This is a genomic window from Micromonospora sp. bgisy143, from assembly GCF_057708145.1.
In genome coordinates, this window is the sequence record NZ_JBYIRN010000004.1 from 227,324 (window position 1) to 246,523 (window position 19,200).

A 19,200-nucleotide genomic window follows, 5' to 3' on the forward strand; every position below is an offset into this window, starting at 1 on the left:
CGCCCAAAACGGTTCGCCTGACGTCACACCCACCGCACAGAATGCCGGACATGCTGCGCCGTGCTCTACCTCGCCGTCCAGAAGCCCGCCGGATCCTCGTCGGCACCGTGCTGTCGGCGATCGGGCGCGGCCTCACCCTGCCGTTCCTGTTCATCTACCTGACCGATGTACGCGGACTCACCGACGCCCGGGCCGGGCTCGTGATCGGCTGGTACGGCGCGGTCACCCTGGCCCTGTCGCCGCTGGGCGGGACGCTGATCGACCGGTTCGGCGCACGTCGGGTGGTGCTGCCGTGCCTGGTGATCGAGGCGGTCGGCACGGGTTCGCTGGCGCTTGTCGACTCGGCCGGCTCGGCCCTGCTGGTGATGACCGTGATCGCCGTCGGCAGCTCGGCGATCTGGTCCGGGCAGAACACCATCCTCGCCTCGCTGACCGACGACGATGAGCGGCAACGCGTGTTCGGGCTCAACTTCGCCCTGCTCAACCTGGGCATCGGCATCGGTGGCATGACGTCCGGCGCGATCGTCGACACCACCCGCCTCGGCACCTTCCAGACGATCTACCTGCTGGACGCGGTGACCTACCTGCTGCCCGCGATCATCCTGCTCACCCTGCCCGGGGTGGGCCACCGGCTCGGCAGCCGTCCGGGCGGCGACGAACCGTCGAACGGCGGTTACCTGACCGTGCTCCGCGACCGTCCGTTCCGACGGCTGGTGATCTTCGGCCTGATCCTCACCACCTGCGGATACGCGCAGATCGAGGTGGGCTTCGCCGCGTACGCGGTGCGGGTCGCCGAGGTGCACACCCGGGTGGTGGCGTGGGCGCTCGCCGCCAACACCGTGATGATCGTGCTCGCTCAACTGGTGGTGATCCGCCGGATCGAGGGACGCAGCCGTACCCGCGCGTTGGCCCTGGTGGGTGCCGTCTTCGCCACCGCCTGGCTGGTGCTCGGCGCGGCTGGCCTGACCAGCGGTGAGAATGCCCTGTTGGCCGCCGCGTGCGTGGTGGCCTGCTCGGCGATCTTCGGCTTCGGCGAGACGATGCTGTCACCGGTCATGCCCGCGTTGACCAACGCGCTGGCCACCGACGAGCTGCGCGGCCGGTACAACGCGATGAGTTCAATGATCTTCGGTATCAGCGGTGTCATCGGCCCGGTGACCGCCGGACCGCTGATCGGTGCCGCCGACGGGAAGGTCTGGGTGGCGACGGTGGTCGGCGGCTGCCTGGTCGCCTCCCTGGTCGCGGTCTCGCTGCGCCGACTGCTCAGCGCCGACCAGGACGGCCGGCTGACGCCGACCCCCACCTCTCTCGACCCGACCCCCACCCCCGCCTGACACCCGACACGCCCCGCGCCCGACAAGCCCGACGCCCGCGGCGTCCGACGTCCAGCACCCGGCACCCGGCGTCCGGCGCCCCGCGTCCCGCGCCCGACGTCCCGCGTCCGGCGCCCGGAGCCCGGCGCCCCGCGCCCGACGTCCCGCGTCCGGCGTCCCGGCGTCCGGCGCCCGGCGTCCGGGGCGCAAGATCCGCGCAAGCTCCCTGATGTTGCTGTCTCCGGGGCGCGGGAGGCAGCAACATCCCCGATGTCGCGCGGATCTTGCTCGCGGAGCCGATCCCGCAAGATCGCGCTCGATCCTGGATCGAGTGGCGTCCGCGCGCCCGGAGGCCACTACTTCCAGGTTCGAGCGTGATCATGTGACCGCCAGCAACAGGGATGGGAACGGATCGGGCCCCGGAGCGGGTGCTCCGGGGCCCGATCGTCGCGGGGTCGGCCGTCAGGCGGCGGGAACCTCGGCGGTGGTGCGGATGCGGTCCAGCGTCGGGGCGGAGACCGGCGACTGCGCGGTCAGGTACGCCACGAACGCGTCCAGGTCGATCTGGCCGGTGACCTGGTTGGTGCCGCCGGTGAGGGCGCTGAAGCCGTCGCCGCCGCCGGCCAGGAAGTTGTTCACCGTCACCCGGTAGGTGGCGGCGGTGTCGACGGCGGTGCCACCGATGGTGAGGCTGCCCCGGACCACGCGGGTGCCGGAGCACGGGTCGGCCGCGGTGCCGGTGGTGCCGGCCGGGTCGACCACGTAGCCGACGGTCGACGACGGGTACAGCGTCCGGCCGGTGACGAACTGCTGCTCCAGTACGCAGTAGAGCTGCGCACCGGTCAGGTCGAGGGTCACCAGGTTGTTGGCGAACGGCTGCACCGTGAACGCCTCCTCGTAGGTGACCGGCCCGGCGTTGAGGTCGGCCCGGACACCGCCCGGGTTCATGAAGGCGGCCACCGCGTTCTGTTCGTCGTCGGTGGCGGCGAGCTGCGCGTCGGCGATCAGATTGCCCAGCGGGGACTCACCAAGGGTCGTACCGAAAAGGGTTTCCTGGGTCTTGGTGATGGCCTCGGTGGTCTCGCCGACCTGGCGGTCGGCGACCGGGCCGAGCACGGTCTTGTAGCGGTCGATCAGGGCCGTCTGCTTCGGGTCCTTGGCGACGTCCCGGGTGACGACGACGTTGTTCGCGGCGGCGGACACCACGTCACCGCTGTGGCGGTCGATCTTCAGGTCGATGTCGGTGACCAGGCGGCCGAACGAGCTGGCGCTGGTGACCAGCTTGCCGTTGATGTTGCAGTTGTACGCCTGGTGGGTGTGGCCGCTGACCACCACGTCGATCGACGGGTCCATCCGGTTGGCGATGTCCACGATGGGCCCGGTCATGCCGACGCAGTCGTTGATGCCGCCGGTCGACGCCTGGGCGCCACCCTCGTGCAGCAGCACGACGATGGCCTGTACGCCCTTGTGACGCAGCTCGCGGGCGTACCGGTTGGCGGTCTCCGCCTCGTCGGTGAAGGTGAGGCCGGCGACGCCCTGCTGGCTGACGATCTGCGGGGTGCCCTCCAGGGTCATCCCGATGAAGCCGACCTTGACGCCCTGCACCTTGTGGATCGCGTACGGCGCCATCAGCGGCTTGCCGGTCGCCGTCTTGAAGGCGTTGGCGGAGAGGTACTTGAAGCCCGCGCCCCGGTAGGGGGTGCCGTCGGCGCAGCCGTCCACCGGGTGGCAGCCGCCGTTCTGGATACGCAGCAGCTCGGCGGCGCCCTCGTCGAACTCGTGGTTGCCGACGCTGGCGTAGTCGAGACCGGCCATGCTCAGGGCCTCGATGGTCGGCTCGTCGTGGAACGCGGCGGAGAGCAGCGGGGACGCGCCGATCAGGTCGCCGGCGGCGACGGTGATGGTGTTCTTCTTCTTGGCGGCGGTGCGCAGCTCGGCCAGGTGGGTCGCAAGGTATTCGACACCGCCCGCGGTCTGCCCGGCGATGGTGCCGCTGGAGCCGCTCGGGGGTTCGAGGTTGCCGTGGAAGTCGTTGAGTGCCAGCAGGGTGACGTCGACCGGCTTGGGTCGCGCGTCTGCCTGCTCGGGGGTGGTGGCGACCGCGCCGAGCGCTGCCACCGCGAGCGCGGTCAGGCCGACAGCGGCCCGGCGCATCCCGGGAATGGACATGAAACTCCTCGTGAGAATCGGCGTACGGTGCCCGGCCTGTGGGTCGGCCGGGCCGCCGACCGACACCGTCGGAAGGGTCGGTCGCGGATAGGCGGCGGTCGGGGATCGCCGCCCGCTCCGACAGCCTCTCATCCGGACGCCGGTCGGTCGAGTCGAGCAAACGGATCGCAACCGACGCGTCGGGAAGCCCGCCAGAGCTGCGCATACGCCCGTACTCGCCGCACGGCGACCGGACGAACGGTCGATGACCGGTCGCGGAACATCGTCGATCCGATCGTCCAGAGAGGACGGGATCACCCGATCCCGACGAGCGCCTCGGCAACCAGGGTCGTGACCCTGTCGCGCTTCCAGCCGTCGGCCACTCCGGGACGCCGCGCCAGGTACTCGGCGATCCGTTCGGCCGGCCAGCCGTGCGACTCGTGCAGCCCTCGGGCGATCATGCCCAGGTAGGCCGGTGCCGGTGGCCGATGCGGCACCGCGGACGCCGGTTCAGGGGCGGTGAAGGTGAGCATCGGTACGCCGGCACGGCGACCGGGGCAGACCAGGGTCTCGTAGCGGCCCGGGCCGAGCGTCGCCCGCCCGTGGGCGACGGCCGCGTCGATGGCCGCGCTTGTCGCGGGGAGCAGGTCGTCGGTGTCGCCCGTCGGGCGGTACATCTCTTGGGCGGCGATGTCGGTGAACTGCTCGACGGTCACCAGGTAGGCCCGCGCGGCGGCCGCGCCCGGCAGCTCCGGGTCGTAGAACGCCATACCGCCGGTCCACGCGCCGGACTCGCCGGCGAAGTAGATCCCGCCGGGCATCCACACCGGCGCCGACCGGCTCGGTGGGCGGTTGTCGCGGCAACCCGGGTACGTCCGCCGACCGCCGGGTGGGCAGCCACCGCCGATGTACCAGGCGAGCCGGGCGGCGTGCATGTTCGACCCGTACGCGACGTACCAGACGAGCACGGCGACGGCCTTCAGAAGCCGCAGGTCTGCCCGGCCGAGTGGCTGACCTGCACGGTGTGCGTCACGCAGCCGTCCGGCCCGATCCGGTGCAGCAGGAAGGCGGTCGGCTCGGCGACCCAGCCGATCACCTCGTCCGTGGCCATGGTGAGGGTGCTCTGCTTCCAGGTGCTGGGCGCCACGGTGAGGACCGTGCCCGCGTACCCCGTGGTCACCGTGCGGTGCAGGTGCCCGGCGGCGACCCGCACGACGTGCCGGTGCCGGCCGATCACCTCGGCCAGCGCGGGCCCGTCGGCGAGGCGGATGGCGTCCGCCGCGGGGATGCCGACCGCGACCGGCGGGTGGTGCAGGCAGAGGATGGCGGGCACCTCCGGCCGGCCCGCGAGGACCCCGTCGAGCCAGCCGAGCTGTTCCTCGCCGAGTTGGCCCGCGTCGCTGCCCGGGACGAGGGAGTCAAGCACCACGATGGTCGCCGCCTCGTGGTCGACGTGGTAGTAGGCGGAGAAACCGCCGCCGAGCCAGGGCGTGCCGCCGAACGCGTCGAGCAGCGACTCGCGGTCGTCGTGGTTGCCAGTGGCCAGGTAGATCGGCAGTGGGAACCGCCCGATCAGATCGCGCAGCGCCGCGTACTCGTCCGGTCGGCCGTGGTCGGCCAGGTCGCCGGTGATGACGACGCAGTCCGGTCGCGGGCGCAGGGCGAGCACCCGGCCGAGCGCCCGGTGCAGCCCGGCGGCGGGCTCGGCGGCGAGCAGCCCGGTGGTCAGGTGCGGGTCGCTGATCTGCGCGATGATCACGTGGCTGCCTCCTCGGCACCGGAACCTCCACGCTATCGTCCGCCGCCACTTCCCACAGGCCCGTCCACAGCCTGTGGATAGCACATGTGTACGAAGCTGAAGGCCCACTCCGCGAACGTGAGTACGCTTGCTCCAGCCCCTTCCCTACCTGGAACGACGTGCGAGTGGATCATCAGCGAGTCATCCGTGACGTCACCGTCCGCCTGTCGATGGCGTCCAGCGCGCCGGAGGCCTGTCGGTGGACGGTCAACGCACTGTCCCACCACACCCCGGCCACCATCTCGGTGCTGCTCGAGGCCCACGACCGGCTGCGCTGCGTGGCGGCGACCGGCGCGTGGCAGGTCTTCGCGACCGTACCGGCGCGTACCGGGATCGTCGGCCGGGTGTACGCCAGCGGCACCGCCGCCGTGATCCCGGACGTCGCCGTCGACCCGGACTACCTACCGGTACGCCCCGACGTGACGACCGAACTGTGCGTGCCGGTACGCGACTCGGGCGGTCGGGTGATCGGCGTCCTGGACCTGCAGTGGACTGACCCGGTCGACCTGCGGCCGTGGCGGGAGACCGCGCAACGGCTGGCGACCCGGCTCGGCGCGCGGATCGCCGCCCTGGGTGGCCCGCCGTCCGAGAGCCGCAGCGAGAAGCTGCTCCGGCACGCCGCGGCGCTGTCCGCCGCCCCGACCGAGGCGGCCGTGGTCGGCGCGGCGACCGAGGCCGCCCGGGAGGTGTCCACCCTCTCCACCGCCGTGCTGCTGATCGGTGGTCAACTCGACCCGCCCCCGGCGACGCCGGATGACCTGGAGACCCGGATCCGGACCGAACTGGCCGGCGCGGGCCCGGCCGCCCTGGACCGGATGGTCGAGCGGGCCCACCGGTACGGCGCCGGATACACGCTGGGCGAGGCCGGGCACCCGCCGACCGAGGACTACCGACCGTTGACCCGGGCGGGGGTGCGCACGCTGGTCGCCGTACCGGTCGGGCCGGCGGACGCAGGCGGAGTGCTGCTGGTCGCCGACGAGCGCGCACTGCACCCGGACCCCACCACGGTCAGCCTCATGGAGTTGCTCGCCGGGCAGGCGTGGACCAGCCTGGACCGGCTGCGTACCCTCGCCCGGCTGCGGGAGCAGGCCAGCTCGGACCCGCTCACCGGACTGCGGCACACCGGCCCGTTCGGGCAGCGGATCGCGGCGGCCACCCCGGGGCGTACCGCCCTGCTGGCGATCGACGTGGACGGCTTCAAGACGGTCAACGACACGTACGGGCACCAGGCCGGCGACCAGGTGCTGGTCGGGTTGGCCCGGGCACTGGAGGGCGCGCTGCGGCACGGCGACGAGCTGTACCGGATCGGCGGTGACGAGTTCGTTGCGGTGATCGAGGTGAGCCGCCCCGAGGAGGCGGTCCGGATCGCCGAACGGTTGGCCGAGGCGGCCCGCCGTACCGGCCGCACGATCAGCGTCGGCGTCGCGCTGCCGAGACCAGGCGAAACCCCCGACCGCACCCTCAAGAGAGCCGACCAGGCCCTGTACGCGGTAAAACGCCAAGGCCGAGACGGAGTCCACCTAGCCGCCGCCTAACCCCGCGCCCGCGCCCGCCCCCGCGCCCGCCCCCGCGCCCGCGCCCGCCCCCGCGCCGATCTTGCACTTTCGGTTGTCGTTTTGCCCGCCTTCACACCTTATGCGGCGACAGAAAGTGCAAGATCGCCGCGGCAGGGCGCGGGGCAGGGCGCGGCGCGGGGCAGGGCGCGGCGCGGGGCGCGGCGCGGGGCAGGGCGCGGCGCGGGGCAGGGCGCGGCGGGTTACGGGGTGCGGAGTTCTTTGGCTAGGAGTTCGGCTATCTGGGCTGTGTTGAGGGCTGCGCCCTTGCGGAGGTTGTCGCCGGTGACGAAGAAGTCCAGGGCGCGCGGGTCGTCCAGGGCGCGGCGGATGCGGCCGACCCAGGACGGGTCGGTGCCGACGGCGTCGATCGGCATCGGGAACTCGCCCGCGGCCGGGTCGTCGACCAGGATCACGCCGGGCGCGTTGCGCAGCGCCTCGCGGGCGCCCTCGGCGTCGACCTCGGTGGCGAAGACCGCGTGTACGGCGACCGAGTGGGCGGTCACCACCGGCACCCGGACGCAGGTGGCGGACACCTTGAGGTCGGGCAGGCCGAGGATCTTCCGCGACTCGTTGCGGATTTTCATCTCCTCCGACGACCAGCCTGCGTCGGCCGACGAGCCCGCCCAGGGCACCACGTTGAGCGCCAGCGGCGCCGGGAACGGGCCGAGGTCATCGCCGACCGCCTGGCGGACGTCACCGGTACGCGAGCCGAGCGCCCGATCCCCGGCGACCTTGGCGAGCTGGTCGTGCAGGATGTCCACGCCGGCCTGACCGGCACCGGAAACCGCCTGGTAGGAGGCGAGCACCAGTTCCCGCAGGCCGTACTCGCGGTGCAGCGGCGCAACTGCGATGATCATCGCGAGGGTGGTGCAGTTGGCGTTGGCGATGATGCCCCGGGGCCGGTTGCGGACCTGCTCGGGGTTGATCTCCGGGACGACGAGCGGGACGTCACGGTCCATCCGGAAGGCACCGGAGTTGTCCACCGCGATCGCGCCCCGCTCGACGGCGATCGGCGCCCACTCGGCGGAGACCTCGTCCGGCACGTCGAACATGGCCACGTCGACCCCGTCGAACGCCTCCGGGGTCAACGCCTGGACGACGATCTCCTCGCCTCGGCAGCGCACCCGCTTGCCGACCGACCGCTCGGAGGCGATGAGCCGGATCTCGCCCCAGACGTTGCGACGCCCGGTGAGCAGCTCGCACATCACGGTGCCGACGGCACCTGTCGCTCCGACCACGGCGAGGGTGGGCAGCGCCGTCATCGGCGCTACCTACCCGTCCCGGCGTAGACCACGGCTTCGGTGTCGCCGCCCAGCTCGAACTGATCGTGGATGGCGCGTACCGCGGCGTCGAGGTCGGTGTCCCGGCAGACCACGGAGACCCGGATCTCGGAGGTGGAGATCATCTCGATGTTGACCCCGGCGGCGCCGAGCGCGGCGAAGAAGCCGGCGGCCACGCCGGGGTGCGAGCGCATGCCGGCGCCGATCAGCGACACCTTGCCGACGTGGTCGTCGTAGAGCAGGCCCTTGAACTTGACCGGCTCCTGGATCTTGCTGAGCGCGGCCATCGCGGTCGGGCCGTCGGCCTTGGGCAGGGTGAACGAGATGTCCGTGCGGCCGGTGCCCTCGGTGGAGACGTTCTGCACGATCATGTCGATGTTGATCTCGGCACCGGCGACGGTGTCGAAGATCCGTGCGGCGGCACCCGGTTCGTCGGGCACCCCGACGATCGTGATCTTGGCCTCGCTGCGGTCGTGCGCGACCCCGGTGATCAGTGCCTGCTCCACGGAAAGGTCCTCCATCGATCCGGTGACCATCGTGCCGGTGTTGGTCGAGTATGACGAACGGACGTGGATCGGCAACCCCGCCCGGCGGGCGTACTCCACGCTACGCAGGTGCAGCACCTTCGCGCCGCACGCGGCCAGCTCGAGCATCTCCTCGTACGTGATGTCCTTGATGTGCCGGGCGTTGGGCACGATCCGCGGGTCGGCGGTGAAGATGCCGTCCACGTCGGTGTAGATCTCGCAGACGTCGGCGTGCAGGGCGGCGGCGAGCGCCACGGCGGTGGTGTCCGAACCGCCCCGACCCAGCGTGGTGACGTCCTTGGTGTCCTGCGAGACGCCCTGGAAGCCGGCCACGATGACCACCGAACCCTCGTCGAGCGCGCCCTTGAGCCGCCCCGGGGTGACGTCGATGATCCGGGCGCGGCCGTGCACCGACGTGGTGATCACGCCGGCCTGCGAGCCGGTGAACGAGCGGGCCTCGTACCCCAGGTTGTGGATGGCCATGGCCAGCAGGGCCATGGAGATCCGCTCCCCGGCGGTGAGCAGCATGTCCAGCTCGCGGCCCGGCGGCAGCGGGCTGACCTGGTTGGCCAGGTCGAGCAGCTCGTCGGTGGTGTCCCCCATCGCGGAGACCACCACCACCACGTCGTCGCCGGCCTTGCGGGCGGCGACGATGCGCTCCGCCACCCGCTTGATCCGCTCGGCGTTGGCGACGGAGGACCCGCCGTACTTCTGCACCACGAGTGCCACGACGTGCACTCCCTCCCAGCGACCCTGAGCGTGCCGACGCCGCCGGAACCGGGGCCGGCGGCGCGTGTCAAACCCCTTGAGGGTATCCGGCGGGTCACGGCGGTGGGACGGGTGATCCCACCATCCGGCCCGCGCGGCCGTCCGGCCGACGCGGTCGGCCAGGTCCGCGAAGGGCCGGAGGTACGCGGACAAGCCGCCCCGACACGCCGGGAGGCGACCGCTGTGCGCCGTTGCCCACCGGCGCTCGGCACCCACCAGAATGGGCCGGTGCCCGTCCTCTACCGTTCGGCCGGCCGCCTGCTCGGACTGCTCGTGCTCGCCCTGCCGGCAGCCCTGGTCGCCTGCGACAGCGCCCCGCCCCCGTCCCCGCCGCCGGCCGACCCCGGGCCGGTCCAGGTGGACGGCGCCCGGGACGAGCTGGCCGCCCTGGCCGCCGCCGCACAGGATCGCCACCTGGTGGCGCAGTACGTGTTCAGCGGGAGCGGCCAACCCGACCGCACCATGGTGTTCACCAGCGCGAACGACGGCAGTTGGCGGGTCGACGTACCGGGTGGGGCACTCGGCGGCACCGCCGACGTCTCGCTGGCCGCCACGGCCGACGGCCTGTTCCAGTGCGCGCTGCCCTCGACGGGCCACCCGGAGCCGGCGCGGTGCGTACGCCTCGGCGAGCGCGACGACGCCATTCCACGCAAGCTGGATCCCCGGATCCAGCACCCGCTCACCGACTGGTTGGACGTGCTGACCGACCGGCGCGCGCCGCTCGCGGTGGCCGTGGCGGCCACGCCCAAGGGCCTCACCGGCGCCTGTTACTCGGTCGACTCCACGTCCGCCTCGCTCAACGCGCCGCTGGACGTCGGCATCTACTGCTTCGACCCGGACGGCACGCCGACCGGGGTCCGGACCGGGGCGGGGACGCTCCGACTGGCCGCCCCGCCGGGCGCGGCGCCCGCCACCGTGCAGTTGGCCGGCCCGGTGGTGGACGGAGAACCGCTCGGCACGGCGGCGCCGCCGACTCCCGACCCGTCGGTCAGCCCGAGCGCGGGAACGTCCTGATCTTCGTACCGTTACGGGTGCTCTTGCCCACATTCGGACAGCCCACTTCCCCCCCGAAAAACCCCCATAGGGGACGATCGCCGTCATGGCTGACCTGACCCCGCTCCTCGCCTTCCGCTGGAGTCCCAGGGCCTTCGACCCGAGCGCCACCCTGACGTCGGCGGAGGCGGCCTCGCTGCTGGAGGCCGCGCGGTGGGCGCCGTCGACGGACAACGGGCAGCCCTGGCGGTTCGCCCTCGGGCACCGGGACGACGAGAACTTCAAGCGCATCCTGATCAACCTCCCGGACGACGACCAGTGCTGGGCCCGACACGCCGCGACCCTGGTCGTCGGCGCGCACACCGGCGGCGACGCCGAGCGGGCCGCGTACGACCTCGGTCAGGCCATCGCCCACCTGACCCTCCAGGCCACCGCCCTCGGCCTGCACGTCCGTCAGCTCACCCGGTTCGACCGGGCCGGCCTCGCCACCGAACTCGACCTGCCCGGCGGCATCCGACCGCTGGTGGTCGCCGCGGTCGGGCGACTCGGCGACCCGTTCGCCCTGCCGGCCGAGCTGCGCGCCAGCGAGACCGGGCTGCGGCACCGCCGTCCGGTCGCCGAGCTGTTGCTCGCCTAGCGCTGTTTTCGGAAGGCGTCCGACCCTGACCTCAGCCGCCCCGGCTGGCGCGCAGCAGCACCGCCGCCGCGTCGGTGTTGCGGTAGAGGACGTGCCGGCCCTGTCGAGCGCGGTCGACCAGGCCGGCGGCGTGCAGCGCGGTCAGGTGCGCCGAGACGTTCCCGGCCGACATCCCGGTACGCCGGGCCAGATCGGTGGTGGTGGTCGCCGTGTCGAGCAGGTACAGCAGCGCCGCCCGGCCGGAGCCGACCACCCGGGCCAGCGGGTCGCCCGGTGGCGGCGCGGCCGTCTCCCAGAGCGTCCCGACCGCCCGGACCGGGTACGCGCCGACCGGCAGCGAATCCTCCAGCAGGTTCCACAGCACCCGGTGTTCGCTGAACACCGTCGGGTTGAGCGCCAACCCCCGGTCCCGCAGGTCGAAGTCCCGCCCGAACGGGTCGTCGCTGATCACCCGGTCCCCGTGCCAGCGCAGGCTCGGGTGGAGCTGCTCGAAGAACCGACCGGCGCCGTTCTCGGCGAGCTGGGCGGCGCGGTAGGCCACGTCGGCGTCGAGCAGCGCCCGCATCCGCGGCCAGTCCGGGGCGATCGCCTCGTCGTACCAGACCCGCACCGCGTCGACGAGCTGCGGCAGCAGCCCGCGGGGGTCGGCGAGCAGCGCCTGCCCGAACGGGCTCAGCGGCCGGCGCGGGGTGGTTGCCAGCAGGTCCTGGACCACCACGGCCGGCGGTGTCGCGGCGATCTGGTCGAGCTGTTCGGCCATCTCCACGTTCGGTCGGGCCGCCGGGGTGAGGAAGTCGGGCAGCCAGCAACGCGGCCGGGCCAGCTCCACCAGCGGTCGAACCCGGGTGGCCACCTCGGGCCGACGCATCGTGACCCGGGCGCGGTCGGTCCAGGGCAGGTGCACCGCGTGGTAGACGGGGCTGGCCAGCGCCCACATGCTCATCACCGTCTCGTTGACCGGCGACACGGCGAGCCGTACGCCCGCCACGTCAGCGAGGCTGAACCGCAACTCGGACACACGCACCCCCGGGAGCAGGATTCGGTCCAGCCTAAAAGGCTCGACCTATCTCGTGGGGGGACGGTTCACTCCCCTGCCATGGGGGCCAGAGAAACCATTCGCACCGCTGTCGCAAACGTCGTACCGCCGGCCGGGTTGACCCGCGCGCTGGCCGTGCAGGCCATGGTCTACGCCGTCGGCAGCGGCCTGTTCCACGCCGGCAGCGCCGTCTTCTTCACCCGGGCGTTGGGGCTCAGCGCCGCCCAGGTCGGGCTGGGCCTGTCCATCGCGGCGGGGGTGTCACTGCTGGGCACGGTGCCGCTGGGTGGGCTCACCGACCGGTACGGGCCGCAGCGGGTGTGGGTGGTGGGGCTGGTGCTGGACGCAGCGCTCTTCGCGTCGTACCCGTTCGTGGGCGGCTTCGCGAGTTTCCTCGCCGTGGTGGTGGCGTTGGCGGCGGTGGACGCGTCGACGGGCGTGGCCCGGCAGGTCTACTCGATCAACGCGCTCCCGCCCGCCGAACGGGTCACCGCGATGGCGTACCAGCGGTCGTCGTTGAACGTCGGCTTCGGGCTGGGCGCGGTGATCAGCGGAGTGGTGCTGGCGATCGACACGATCGAGGCGTACCGGGCGATGGTCTGGTTCATCGCGGCGGTGATCCTGGTGACGGCCCTGTTCGTCCGGCGACTGCCTGCGCTGCCGCAGGTCGCCCGGACGGAGGAGCCGATGAGCCGGCTCGCCGTGCTCCGGGACCGGCCGTTCATGGCGGTGTCCCTGCTCTCCGGGCTGCTCACCGCGCACGGGGTGCTGTACCTGACGGTTCTGCCGCTCTGGATCCTCACCCACACCGACGCTCCGAAGACGGTGATCGCCGCCCTGGTGCTGCTCAACACGGTGCTGATCGTGCTGCTCCAGGTACGCGTCAGCCGGGGCGCCGACACCGCCTCGGGCGCGGCGCGGGCCTCCCGCCGTGGTGGCCTGCTGATCGCCCTGTCCTGCCTGGTCCTGCCGATCTCCTCGGTCACCCGGGGCGCGCTCACCGTCGTGGTGCTGGTGGCCGCCGCGATCCTGCTGATCCTCGCCGAGCTGATCCAGTCGGCGGGTGCCTGGGGGTTCACCGCCACCCTTCCGCCCGACGAGCAGCGCGGCGCGTACGTGGGGGCGTTCGACCTCGGCAGACAGGTGCAGTACCTGATCGCCCCGGCCGGGTTGACCGCGCTCGGGGTGAGCACCGGCGGCTGGGGTTGGTTACCGACGGCAGCGATCTTCGTGCTGGTCGCAGCGGCGATCGGGCCCGCCGTGGCCTGGGCCGGAAGGACACCGAGGCTGGGTTCCCAGGCCCCGGAGCCGACGATGACATTGATCCCATAGTCCGGACCAGCCTTTGCAGCCCTCGTTCCATCACGTAGGGTGACCTGGTCATGTGGCGGGCGCTTCTCCTCCTTAGCCGCCGCGACGAGGCCTGACCGGCCGGCACCTCGTCGCGGAGTCGCTTCGCGCCGTCCAGCACATCTGAGTTTCCTCTCGGCACCGCCGCGCATCGTCGCCCGGCAATCCGCCGACACCTTCCGATCTGCTGACGCCACATGTTCCAGGGAGCACTCTGAGATGGCTCAACCTGTCACCGACGCCGAGACCGATCCGATCGCCCGGCAACGCCCGAGCCGGATGCCGTACCACCGCTACCAGCCCTACCAGGAGCAGTTCCGGGTCGACCTGCCGGACCGCACCTGGCCCACCCGCACCGTCGACGCCGCCCCGCGCTGGTGCGCGGTGGACCTGCGCGACGGCAACCAGGCGCTGATCGACCCGATGTCGCCCGAGCGCAAGCGGCGGATGTTCCAGCTGCTGGTGCAGATGGGCTACAAGGAGATCGAGGTCGGCTTCCCGTCGGCCAGCCAGACCGACTTCGACTTCGTCCGGCAGCTCATCGAGCAGGACATGATCCCGGACGACGTCACCATCCAGGTGCTCACGCAGTGCCGGGAGCACCTGATCGACCGGACGTTCGAGTCGCTGCGCGGCGCCAAGCGCGCGATCGTGCACTTCTACAACTCGACCTCGACCCTCCAGCGGCGGGTGGTCTTCGGCCTGGACCGCGACGGCATCGCCGACATCGCCACCACGGGCGCGCGGCTCTGCCAGAAGTACGCGGAGATCCACACCCCGGACACCGAGATCTTCTACGAGTACTCGCCGGAGTCGTACACGGGCACCGAGCTGGAGTACGCGCTGGAGGTGTGCAGCAAGGTCATCGACGTGATCGACCCGACGCCCGACCGTCCGCTGATCATCAACCTGCCGGCCACCGTCGAGATGGCCACCCCGAACGTGTACGCCGACTCGATCGAGTGGATGCACCGGCGCCTGCCGCGCCGCGACAGCGTGGTGCTGAGCCTGCACCCGCACAACGACCGGGGCACCGGGGTGGCCGCCGCCGAGCTGGGTCTGCTGGCCGGTGCGGACCGCATCGAGGGCTGTCTGTTCGGCAACGGCGAGCGCACCGGCAACGTCGACCTGGTGACGCTGGGGCTGAACATCTTCTCGCAGGGCATCGACCCGATGATCGACTTCTCGAACATCGACGAGATCCGCCGGGCCGTCGAGTACTGCAACCAACTGCCGGTGCACGAGCGCCACCCGTACGCGGGCGACCTGGTCTACACCGCCTTCTCCGGCTCCCACCAGGACGCCATCAAGAAGGGCTTCGACGCCCTGGCCGCCGACGCGAAGGCCGCCGGCGTACCGGTGGACGAGCACACCTGGGCGGTGCCGTACCTGCCGATCGACCCGAAGGACCTGGGCCGCACCTACGAGGCGGTCATCCGGGTCAACTCGCAGTCCGGCAAGGGCGGCGTCGCGTACATCATGAAGAGCGAGCACCAGCTCGACCTGCCGCGCCGGCTCCAGATCGAGTTCTCCGGCGTGGTGCAGCAGGTCACCGACCACGACGGCGGCGAGGTCGACCCGGCCGCCATGTGGGAGATCTTCGCGACGCACTACCTGTTGGACCACCAGCCCGACCCGGCGGTCCGGTTCGCCGGCTACACGATCGGCACCGCCGACGGCAAGGTCGAGATCGACGCCCAGGTGGGCGTGGGCGGCGAGCAGCGGTCGCTCACCGCGGTCGGCAACGGCCCCATCGACGCGTACGTCAACGCGCTCCAGTCGATCGGCGTGGGCGTACGGGTGCTCGACTACCACGAGCACGCGCTGTCCTCCGGTGGTGACGCGCAGGCCGCCGCGTACGTGGAGTGCGAGGTGGACGGTCGGACGGTCTGGGGTGTCGGCACCGACGCCAACATCGTGACCGCCTCGATCAAGGCGGTCACCAGCGCGGTCAACCGCGCCCGCCGCTGACCCACGCGTCACGCCCCCGAAGGGCGGTTCTCCTTCGGGGGCGTGGCAGTGGGCATCGAGTGGCAGGGCTGCGACGGCGGTGCCTCGCGGGGTGGCCGGTGCACCAGCACGAGGGCCAGCACCGCGCCGGCCAGCAGCAGCCCCGCGCACCAGGCCAGCGCCCCCCGGAACGCGTCGGTCAGCTCGGCCTTCTGCTCGTAGCCGCCGCCGGACAGCCCCACCAGCAGCGGCAGCGCGGCCACCGCGAGCAGACTGCCGGCCCGGGACGCGGCGTTGTTGAAGCCGCTGGCGACCCCGGAGAACCGGTCCTGCACCGCCGCGAGCACCGACGCGGTCAGCGGCGCCACCACCAGGGTCAGTCCGAGACCGAAGAGCAGCACTCCGGGCAACACGTCGGTCCAGTAGGACGCGCCGGGGCCGACGCCGCGCAGCAGCAGCAGGCCGACGGCGGCGATCACCGGCCCGACGGCCAACGGCAGCCGGGGACCGATCCGGGCCGACATCGCACCGGCCCGGGCCGAGCCGACGAGCAGCAGCACCGTCATCGGCAGCAGCGCGATCCCGGTCCGGAACGCCGACCACTCGACGACGTTCTGCAGGTAGACGGCGAAGAAGAAGGTGAACCCGCCCAGCGCCGCGTAGACCACCACGGTGAAGACGTTCAGAACGGAGAAGAGCCGGCTGCTGAACAGTCCGGTGGGCAGCATCGCGGTGTCCCCACGCCGCCGTTCGAGCAGCACGAAGGCCACCGTCGCCACCACACCGACAAGCACGGCGATCAGCACCGGCGTCGAGGCGAAACCCCGCGCGGGCGCGTCGATCAGGGCGTACGTGATGCCGGCGAGCGCCAGCGCGCCGAGCACCGCCCCACCCACGTCGAAGTGGCGGCGGGCACGGTCCGGCCCGTGGGTGCGGGAGGCGTTCTCGTCGCGGCTCTCCGGCACCCAGCGCATGGCGGCCAGCACCACCAGTACGGCGATCGGCAGGTTGAGGAAGAAGATCCACCGCCAGGAGAGCGTGTCGATCAACCAGCCGCCGATGAACGGGCCCAACGCCGTGGACACTCCGGACAGTCCGGCCCACGCGCCGATCGCCCGGCCCCGGTCGTCGGGGTGAAAACTGGCCTGGAGCACCGAGAGCGAACCGGGCGTGAGCAGCGCTCCGCCCGCGCCCTGCACGACCCGGGCCACGATGAGGGTGCCGGTGCCCTGGGCCAGCCCGCACAGCACCGACGCGACGGTGAACCAGACCACTCCGATGAGGAACACCCGCCGCCGGCCGAAGCGGTCCCCGAGTGAGCCGCCGAGCAGGACGAACGCCGCGAGCGTCAACAGGTACCCGTTGATGGTCCACTGCAGATCGGCGACGTTGGCCCCGAGATCCTGACCGAGTTTCGGCAGCGCCACGTTGACGACCGTGGTGTCCAGGAAGACCATGCCGGAGGCGAGCACCGCGGCGAGCAGGGTTCCCCGGCCGGCGGCGGTGCCCATCCGCAGTGCGGGTGGCGGTACGGAGACGGTCATCCCACCAATCTTGCTTGCACATAGTGGGAGACGCCACGAAACGCCGAAACCGTGCCCGGGTACTGTGCGCAAGCGCCGGGAGCCCGCAAGCTGGAGAGGTGTCGTCTGTGCGTACCAGATCAGGATCGCGTGCGTCGATCGCCGCGCTCGTCGCGGCGCTGGCGCTCGTCATGGCCGGCTGCGTCCCACCCGAGGAGGCGGAGACCACGCCGGCGCCGGGTGGCGGGGGCGGGAACGCCGTCGAACAGTTGGGCCAGCTGACCGTCGCCACCGCTGGCTCGATGAAGGGCTACAGCCGGGAACGCTTCCCGCACTGGCGGGACACCGGCAAGAACTGCGACGTGCGGGACACGATCCTGCAACGCGACGGTAAGGACGTGAAGCTCTCCGGCTGCAACGTGGTCGGTGGTCGGTGGGAGAGCGTGTACGACGGCCGCAGCGCCACCGACCCCTCCGACGTGGACATCGACCACACGGTGCCGTTGGCCAACGCGTGGCGCTCGGGTGCCGACGAGTGGGACAACGCCAAGCGTGGTGACTTCGCCAACGACACCACACGTCCGCAGCTCATCGCGGTTTCCGCGTCCTCCAATCGGGCAAAGGGTGACCAGGATCCGTCCCAGTGGAAGCCGGCGAACCGGTCGTACTGGTGCCAGTACGCCAAGGACTGGGTGACGGTGAAGCACTACTGGAAGCTGACGGTGACCGCTGCCGAGAAGGCGGCCCTGACCGACATGCTGGAGGGCTGTTGATGAGCGAGGAACCGGCGACAGACGCCAAGGCGGACGCGGAAACTGCCCCGTCCGCCGCCGGGATGACCGCCGACGGCACCGGCGACACGCCGGCCGCGGTGCCGGGCGCCGGCATGGTCGCGGACTCGACCGGCGCGAGCGCCCCGCAGAGCCGGACCGCCGACATCGTGCCCGGCCCGGGTGGGGTGATGACCGACGAGGTCGGCGTGGTCACCGGTGACCTGACCCTGCGCACCGAGTACGCGGACGGCAAGGTCACCCTGCGGGTGCAGTACAAGGACGCGGACGAGTGGTACGCGGTGACCGGCGGATCGGCTGCGCTGGCCGATCCGGCGGGACTGGACGCGGTGCACAGCGTCGCCGTCGGACTGCTGAACCGCCCGGAGGGCTGACCGTCGAGTACGCCCGTCGGGGGCCGTCCGTGACGGACGGCCCCCGACGACGTCACGGGGTGGGGATCAACTCGCCCGGCGGGTCGACCGGGCCGGTGCCGTCGGTCGGGCGGACCAGTTCCACCTCGACCTCGTGCGGCCGGATCCGGCCTTCGGCGATGTCCTCGGCGAAGTGACAGGCCACCCGGTGCCCGCCGACCACGTCCCGCAGCTCCGGTCGCTCGCTCGCGCAGCGGGTCGGCTGCGCCCAGGGGCACCGGGTGTGGAACCGGCAGCCCGACGGCGGGTTGCTGGGCGAGGGCAGGTCGCCCGCGAGCAGGATGCGCTCGCGGCGGTCCTCGACGACCGGGTCGGGCACCGGCACCGCGGACATCAGCGCCTTGGTGTACGGGTGCATCGGCTCGCGGTACAGGTCGTCGCTGGACGCCTCCTCGACCAGACCGCCGAGGTACATCACGCCCACCGTGTCGGCGATGTGCCGGACCACCGCCAGGTCGTGCGCGATGATCAGGTACGTCAGGCCGCGCTCGTTCTGGAGGTCCTCGAGCAGGTTGAGCACCTGGGCCTGGATCGACACGTCGAGCGCGGAGACCGGCTCGTCGGCGACGATCAGGTCCGGGTTGAGCACCAGCGCCCGGGCGATGCCGATCCGCTGGCGCTGACCGCCGGAGAACTCGTGCGGGTACTTGCTGAGGGCGGACGCGGGCAGGCCCACCGCCTCCAGCGTCTCGCGCAGTCGCCGGGAGGTCTCGGCCTTGTCGCCGGCCAACCCGTGCGCCTTCAGACCCTCCACCAGCAGCGACTCCACCGACTGGCGCGGGTCGAGGCTGGACAGCGGGTCCTGGAAGATCATCTGCATCCGGCGGCGGGCCTGCCGCATCGCCTCGCCCTTGAGCGCGCGCACGTCGGTGCCGTCGAACACGATCTCGCCGTCGGTGGGTTCGACGAGCCGGAGCAGCCCTCGGCCCAGCGTCGACTTGCCGCAGCCGGACTCGCCGACCAGCCCGTACGTCTCGCCCTTGCGGATGCTCAGCGACACGCCGTCCACCGCGTACACGTACCCGACGGTCCGGTCGAAGAGGAGGCCGCTCTTGATCGGGAAGTGGACCTTGACGTCGCGCAGCTCGATCAGCGCCGCGGTCTCGTCCAGCGCAGTGGT

Annotated in this window: 16 protein-coding genes; 8 read left to right on the forward strand and 8 right to left on the reverse strand. The window is 71.9% G+C overall.

Going from position 1 to position 19,200, the window contains the following annotated elements; translation table 11 throughout:
• The first annotated feature begins 50 nt into the window (after positions 1-50).
• Entirely contained in the window at positions 51-1,334 is a 1,284-nt protein-coding gene (locus AC3EN4_RS09040) for an MFS transporter (RefSeq protein WP_435205457.1), read from the forward strand.
• Positions 1,335-1,775: 441 nt separating this feature from the next.
• Here the strand turns inward: AC3EN4_RS09040 and AC3EN4_RS09045 are convergent, their stop codons facing one another.
• From AC3EN4_RS09045 to AC3EN4_RS09055, 3 genes are all read right to left on the reverse strand, one after another.
• Entirely contained in the window at positions 1,776-3,482 is a 1,707-nt protein-coding gene (locus AC3EN4_RS09045; protein ID WP_435205458.1) for a bifunctional metallophosphatase/5'-nucleotidase, read from the reverse strand.
• Positions 3,483-3,775: 293 nt separating this feature from the next.
• Positions 3,776-4,429, reverse strand: a complete 654-nt coding sequence (locus AC3EN4_RS09050; protein ID WP_435205459.1) for a histone deacetylase — start codon at positions 4,427-4,429, stop codon at positions 3,776-3,778.
• Positions 4,430-4,440: 11 nt separating this feature from the next.
• Positions 4,441-5,220 (reverse strand): phosphodiesterase, encoded by a 780-nt coding sequence (locus AC3EN4_RS09055; RefSeq protein ID WP_435205460.1) that lies wholly within the window; start codon positions 5,218-5,220, stop codon positions 4,441-4,443.
• Between the two features lie 164 nt (positions 5,221-5,384).
• On the opposite strand from AC3EN4_RS09055, the gene AC3EN4_RS09060 reads away from it, so the two are divergent.
• The gene (locus AC3EN4_RS09060; protein ID WP_435205461.1) at positions 5,385-6,794 is read left to right on the forward strand and encodes a GGDEF domain-containing protein; all 1,410 of its coding nucleotides are present in this window, start codon (positions 5,385-5,387) and stop codon (positions 6,792-6,794) included.
• A gap of 221 nt (positions 6,795-7,015) precedes the next feature.
• Here AC3EN4_RS09060 and AC3EN4_RS09065 read toward each other — a convergent pair whose 3' ends face one another.
• Together AC3EN4_RS09065 and AC3EN4_RS09070 are read right to left on the reverse strand one after the other, a co-directional pair.
• Positions 7,016-8,077, reverse strand: coding sequence for an aspartate-semialdehyde dehydrogenase (locus AC3EN4_RS09065; RefSeq protein ID WP_435205462.1), 1,062 nt, complete (start codon positions 8,075-8,077; stop codon positions 7,016-7,018).
• A gap of 5 nt (positions 8,078-8,082) precedes the next feature.
• Positions 8,083-9,348, reverse strand: a complete 1,266-nt coding sequence (locus AC3EN4_RS09070; RefSeq protein ID WP_354856481.1) for an aspartate kinase — start codon at positions 9,346-9,348, stop codon at positions 8,083-8,085.
• Positions 9,349-9,615: 267 nt separating this feature from the next.
• Here AC3EN4_RS09070 and AC3EN4_RS09075 point away from each other — a divergent pair, with 267 nt between their 5' ends.
• Both AC3EN4_RS09075 and AC3EN4_RS09080 read left to right on the forward strand, forming a co-directional pair.
• A complete protein-coding gene (locus AC3EN4_RS09075) occupies positions 9,616-10,401 on the forward strand; it encodes a hypothetical protein (RefSeq protein WP_435205463.1) in 786 nt (261 codons plus the stop codon).
• A gap of 85 nt (positions 10,402-10,486) precedes the next feature.
• Positions 10,487-11,017 carry a nitroreductase family protein gene (locus AC3EN4_RS09080; RefSeq protein ID WP_422737336.1) on the forward strand — a complete coding sequence of 177 codons (531 nt, stop codon included), beginning with the start codon at positions 10,487-10,489 and terminating at the stop codon, positions 11,015-11,017.
• 31 nt (positions 11,018-11,048) lie between these two features.
• On the opposite strand, the gene AC3EN4_RS09085 is transcribed toward AC3EN4_RS09080, so the two are convergent.
• On the reverse strand, positions 11,049-12,035 hold the full coding sequence (locus AC3EN4_RS09085; RefSeq protein WP_488179817.1) for an ArsR/SmtB family transcription factor: 987 nt from the start codon (positions 12,033-12,035) through the stop codon (positions 11,049-11,051).
• 78 nt (positions 12,036-12,113) lie between these two features.
• Between AC3EN4_RS09085 and AC3EN4_RS09090 the strand changes: the two genes are divergently transcribed.
• Positions 12,114-13,385 carry an MFS transporter gene (locus AC3EN4_RS09090; RefSeq protein WP_435205465.1) on the forward strand — a complete coding sequence of 424 codons (1,272 nt, stop codon included), beginning with the start codon at positions 12,114-12,116 and terminating at the stop codon, positions 13,383-13,385.
• Between the two features lie 237 nt (positions 13,386-13,622).
• Positions 13,623-15,374 carry a 2-isopropylmalate synthase gene (gene leuA, locus AC3EN4_RS09095; RefSeq protein ID WP_435205466.1) on the forward strand — a complete coding sequence of 584 codons (1,752 nt, stop codon included), beginning with the start codon at positions 13,623-13,625 and terminating at the stop codon, positions 15,372-15,374.
• A gap of 8 nt (positions 15,375-15,382) precedes the next feature.
• Here leuA and AC3EN4_RS09100 read toward each other — a convergent pair whose 3' ends face one another.
• Positions 15,383-16,897, reverse strand: a complete 1,515-nt coding sequence (locus tag AC3EN4_RS09100) for an MFS transporter (protein ID WP_435205467.1) — start codon at positions 16,895-16,897, stop codon at positions 15,383-15,385.
• Between the two features lie 170 nt (positions 16,898-17,067).
• On the opposite strand from AC3EN4_RS09100, the gene AC3EN4_RS09105 reads away from it, so the two are divergent.
• Positions 17,068-17,649, forward strand: coding sequence for an HNH endonuclease family protein (locus AC3EN4_RS09105; RefSeq protein ID WP_435205517.1), 582 nt, complete (start codon positions 17,068-17,070; stop codon positions 17,647-17,649).
• Positions 17,649-18,041 (forward strand): hypothetical protein, encoded by a 393-nt coding sequence (locus AC3EN4_RS09110; RefSeq protein WP_421473622.1) that lies wholly within the window; start codon positions 17,649-17,651, stop codon positions 18,039-18,041. The genes AC3EN4_RS09105 and AC3EN4_RS09110 overlap by 1 nt, the downstream gene beginning before the upstream one ends.
• A 52-nt stretch (positions 18,042-18,093) precedes the next feature.
• Here the strand turns inward: AC3EN4_RS09110 and AC3EN4_RS09115 are convergent, their stop codons facing one another.
• A complete protein-coding gene (locus tag AC3EN4_RS09115) occupies positions 18,094-19,191 on the reverse strand; it encodes an ABC transporter ATP-binding protein (protein ID WP_435205519.1) in 1,098 nt (365 codons plus the stop codon).
• Positions 19,192-19,200: the final 9 nt, after the last annotated feature.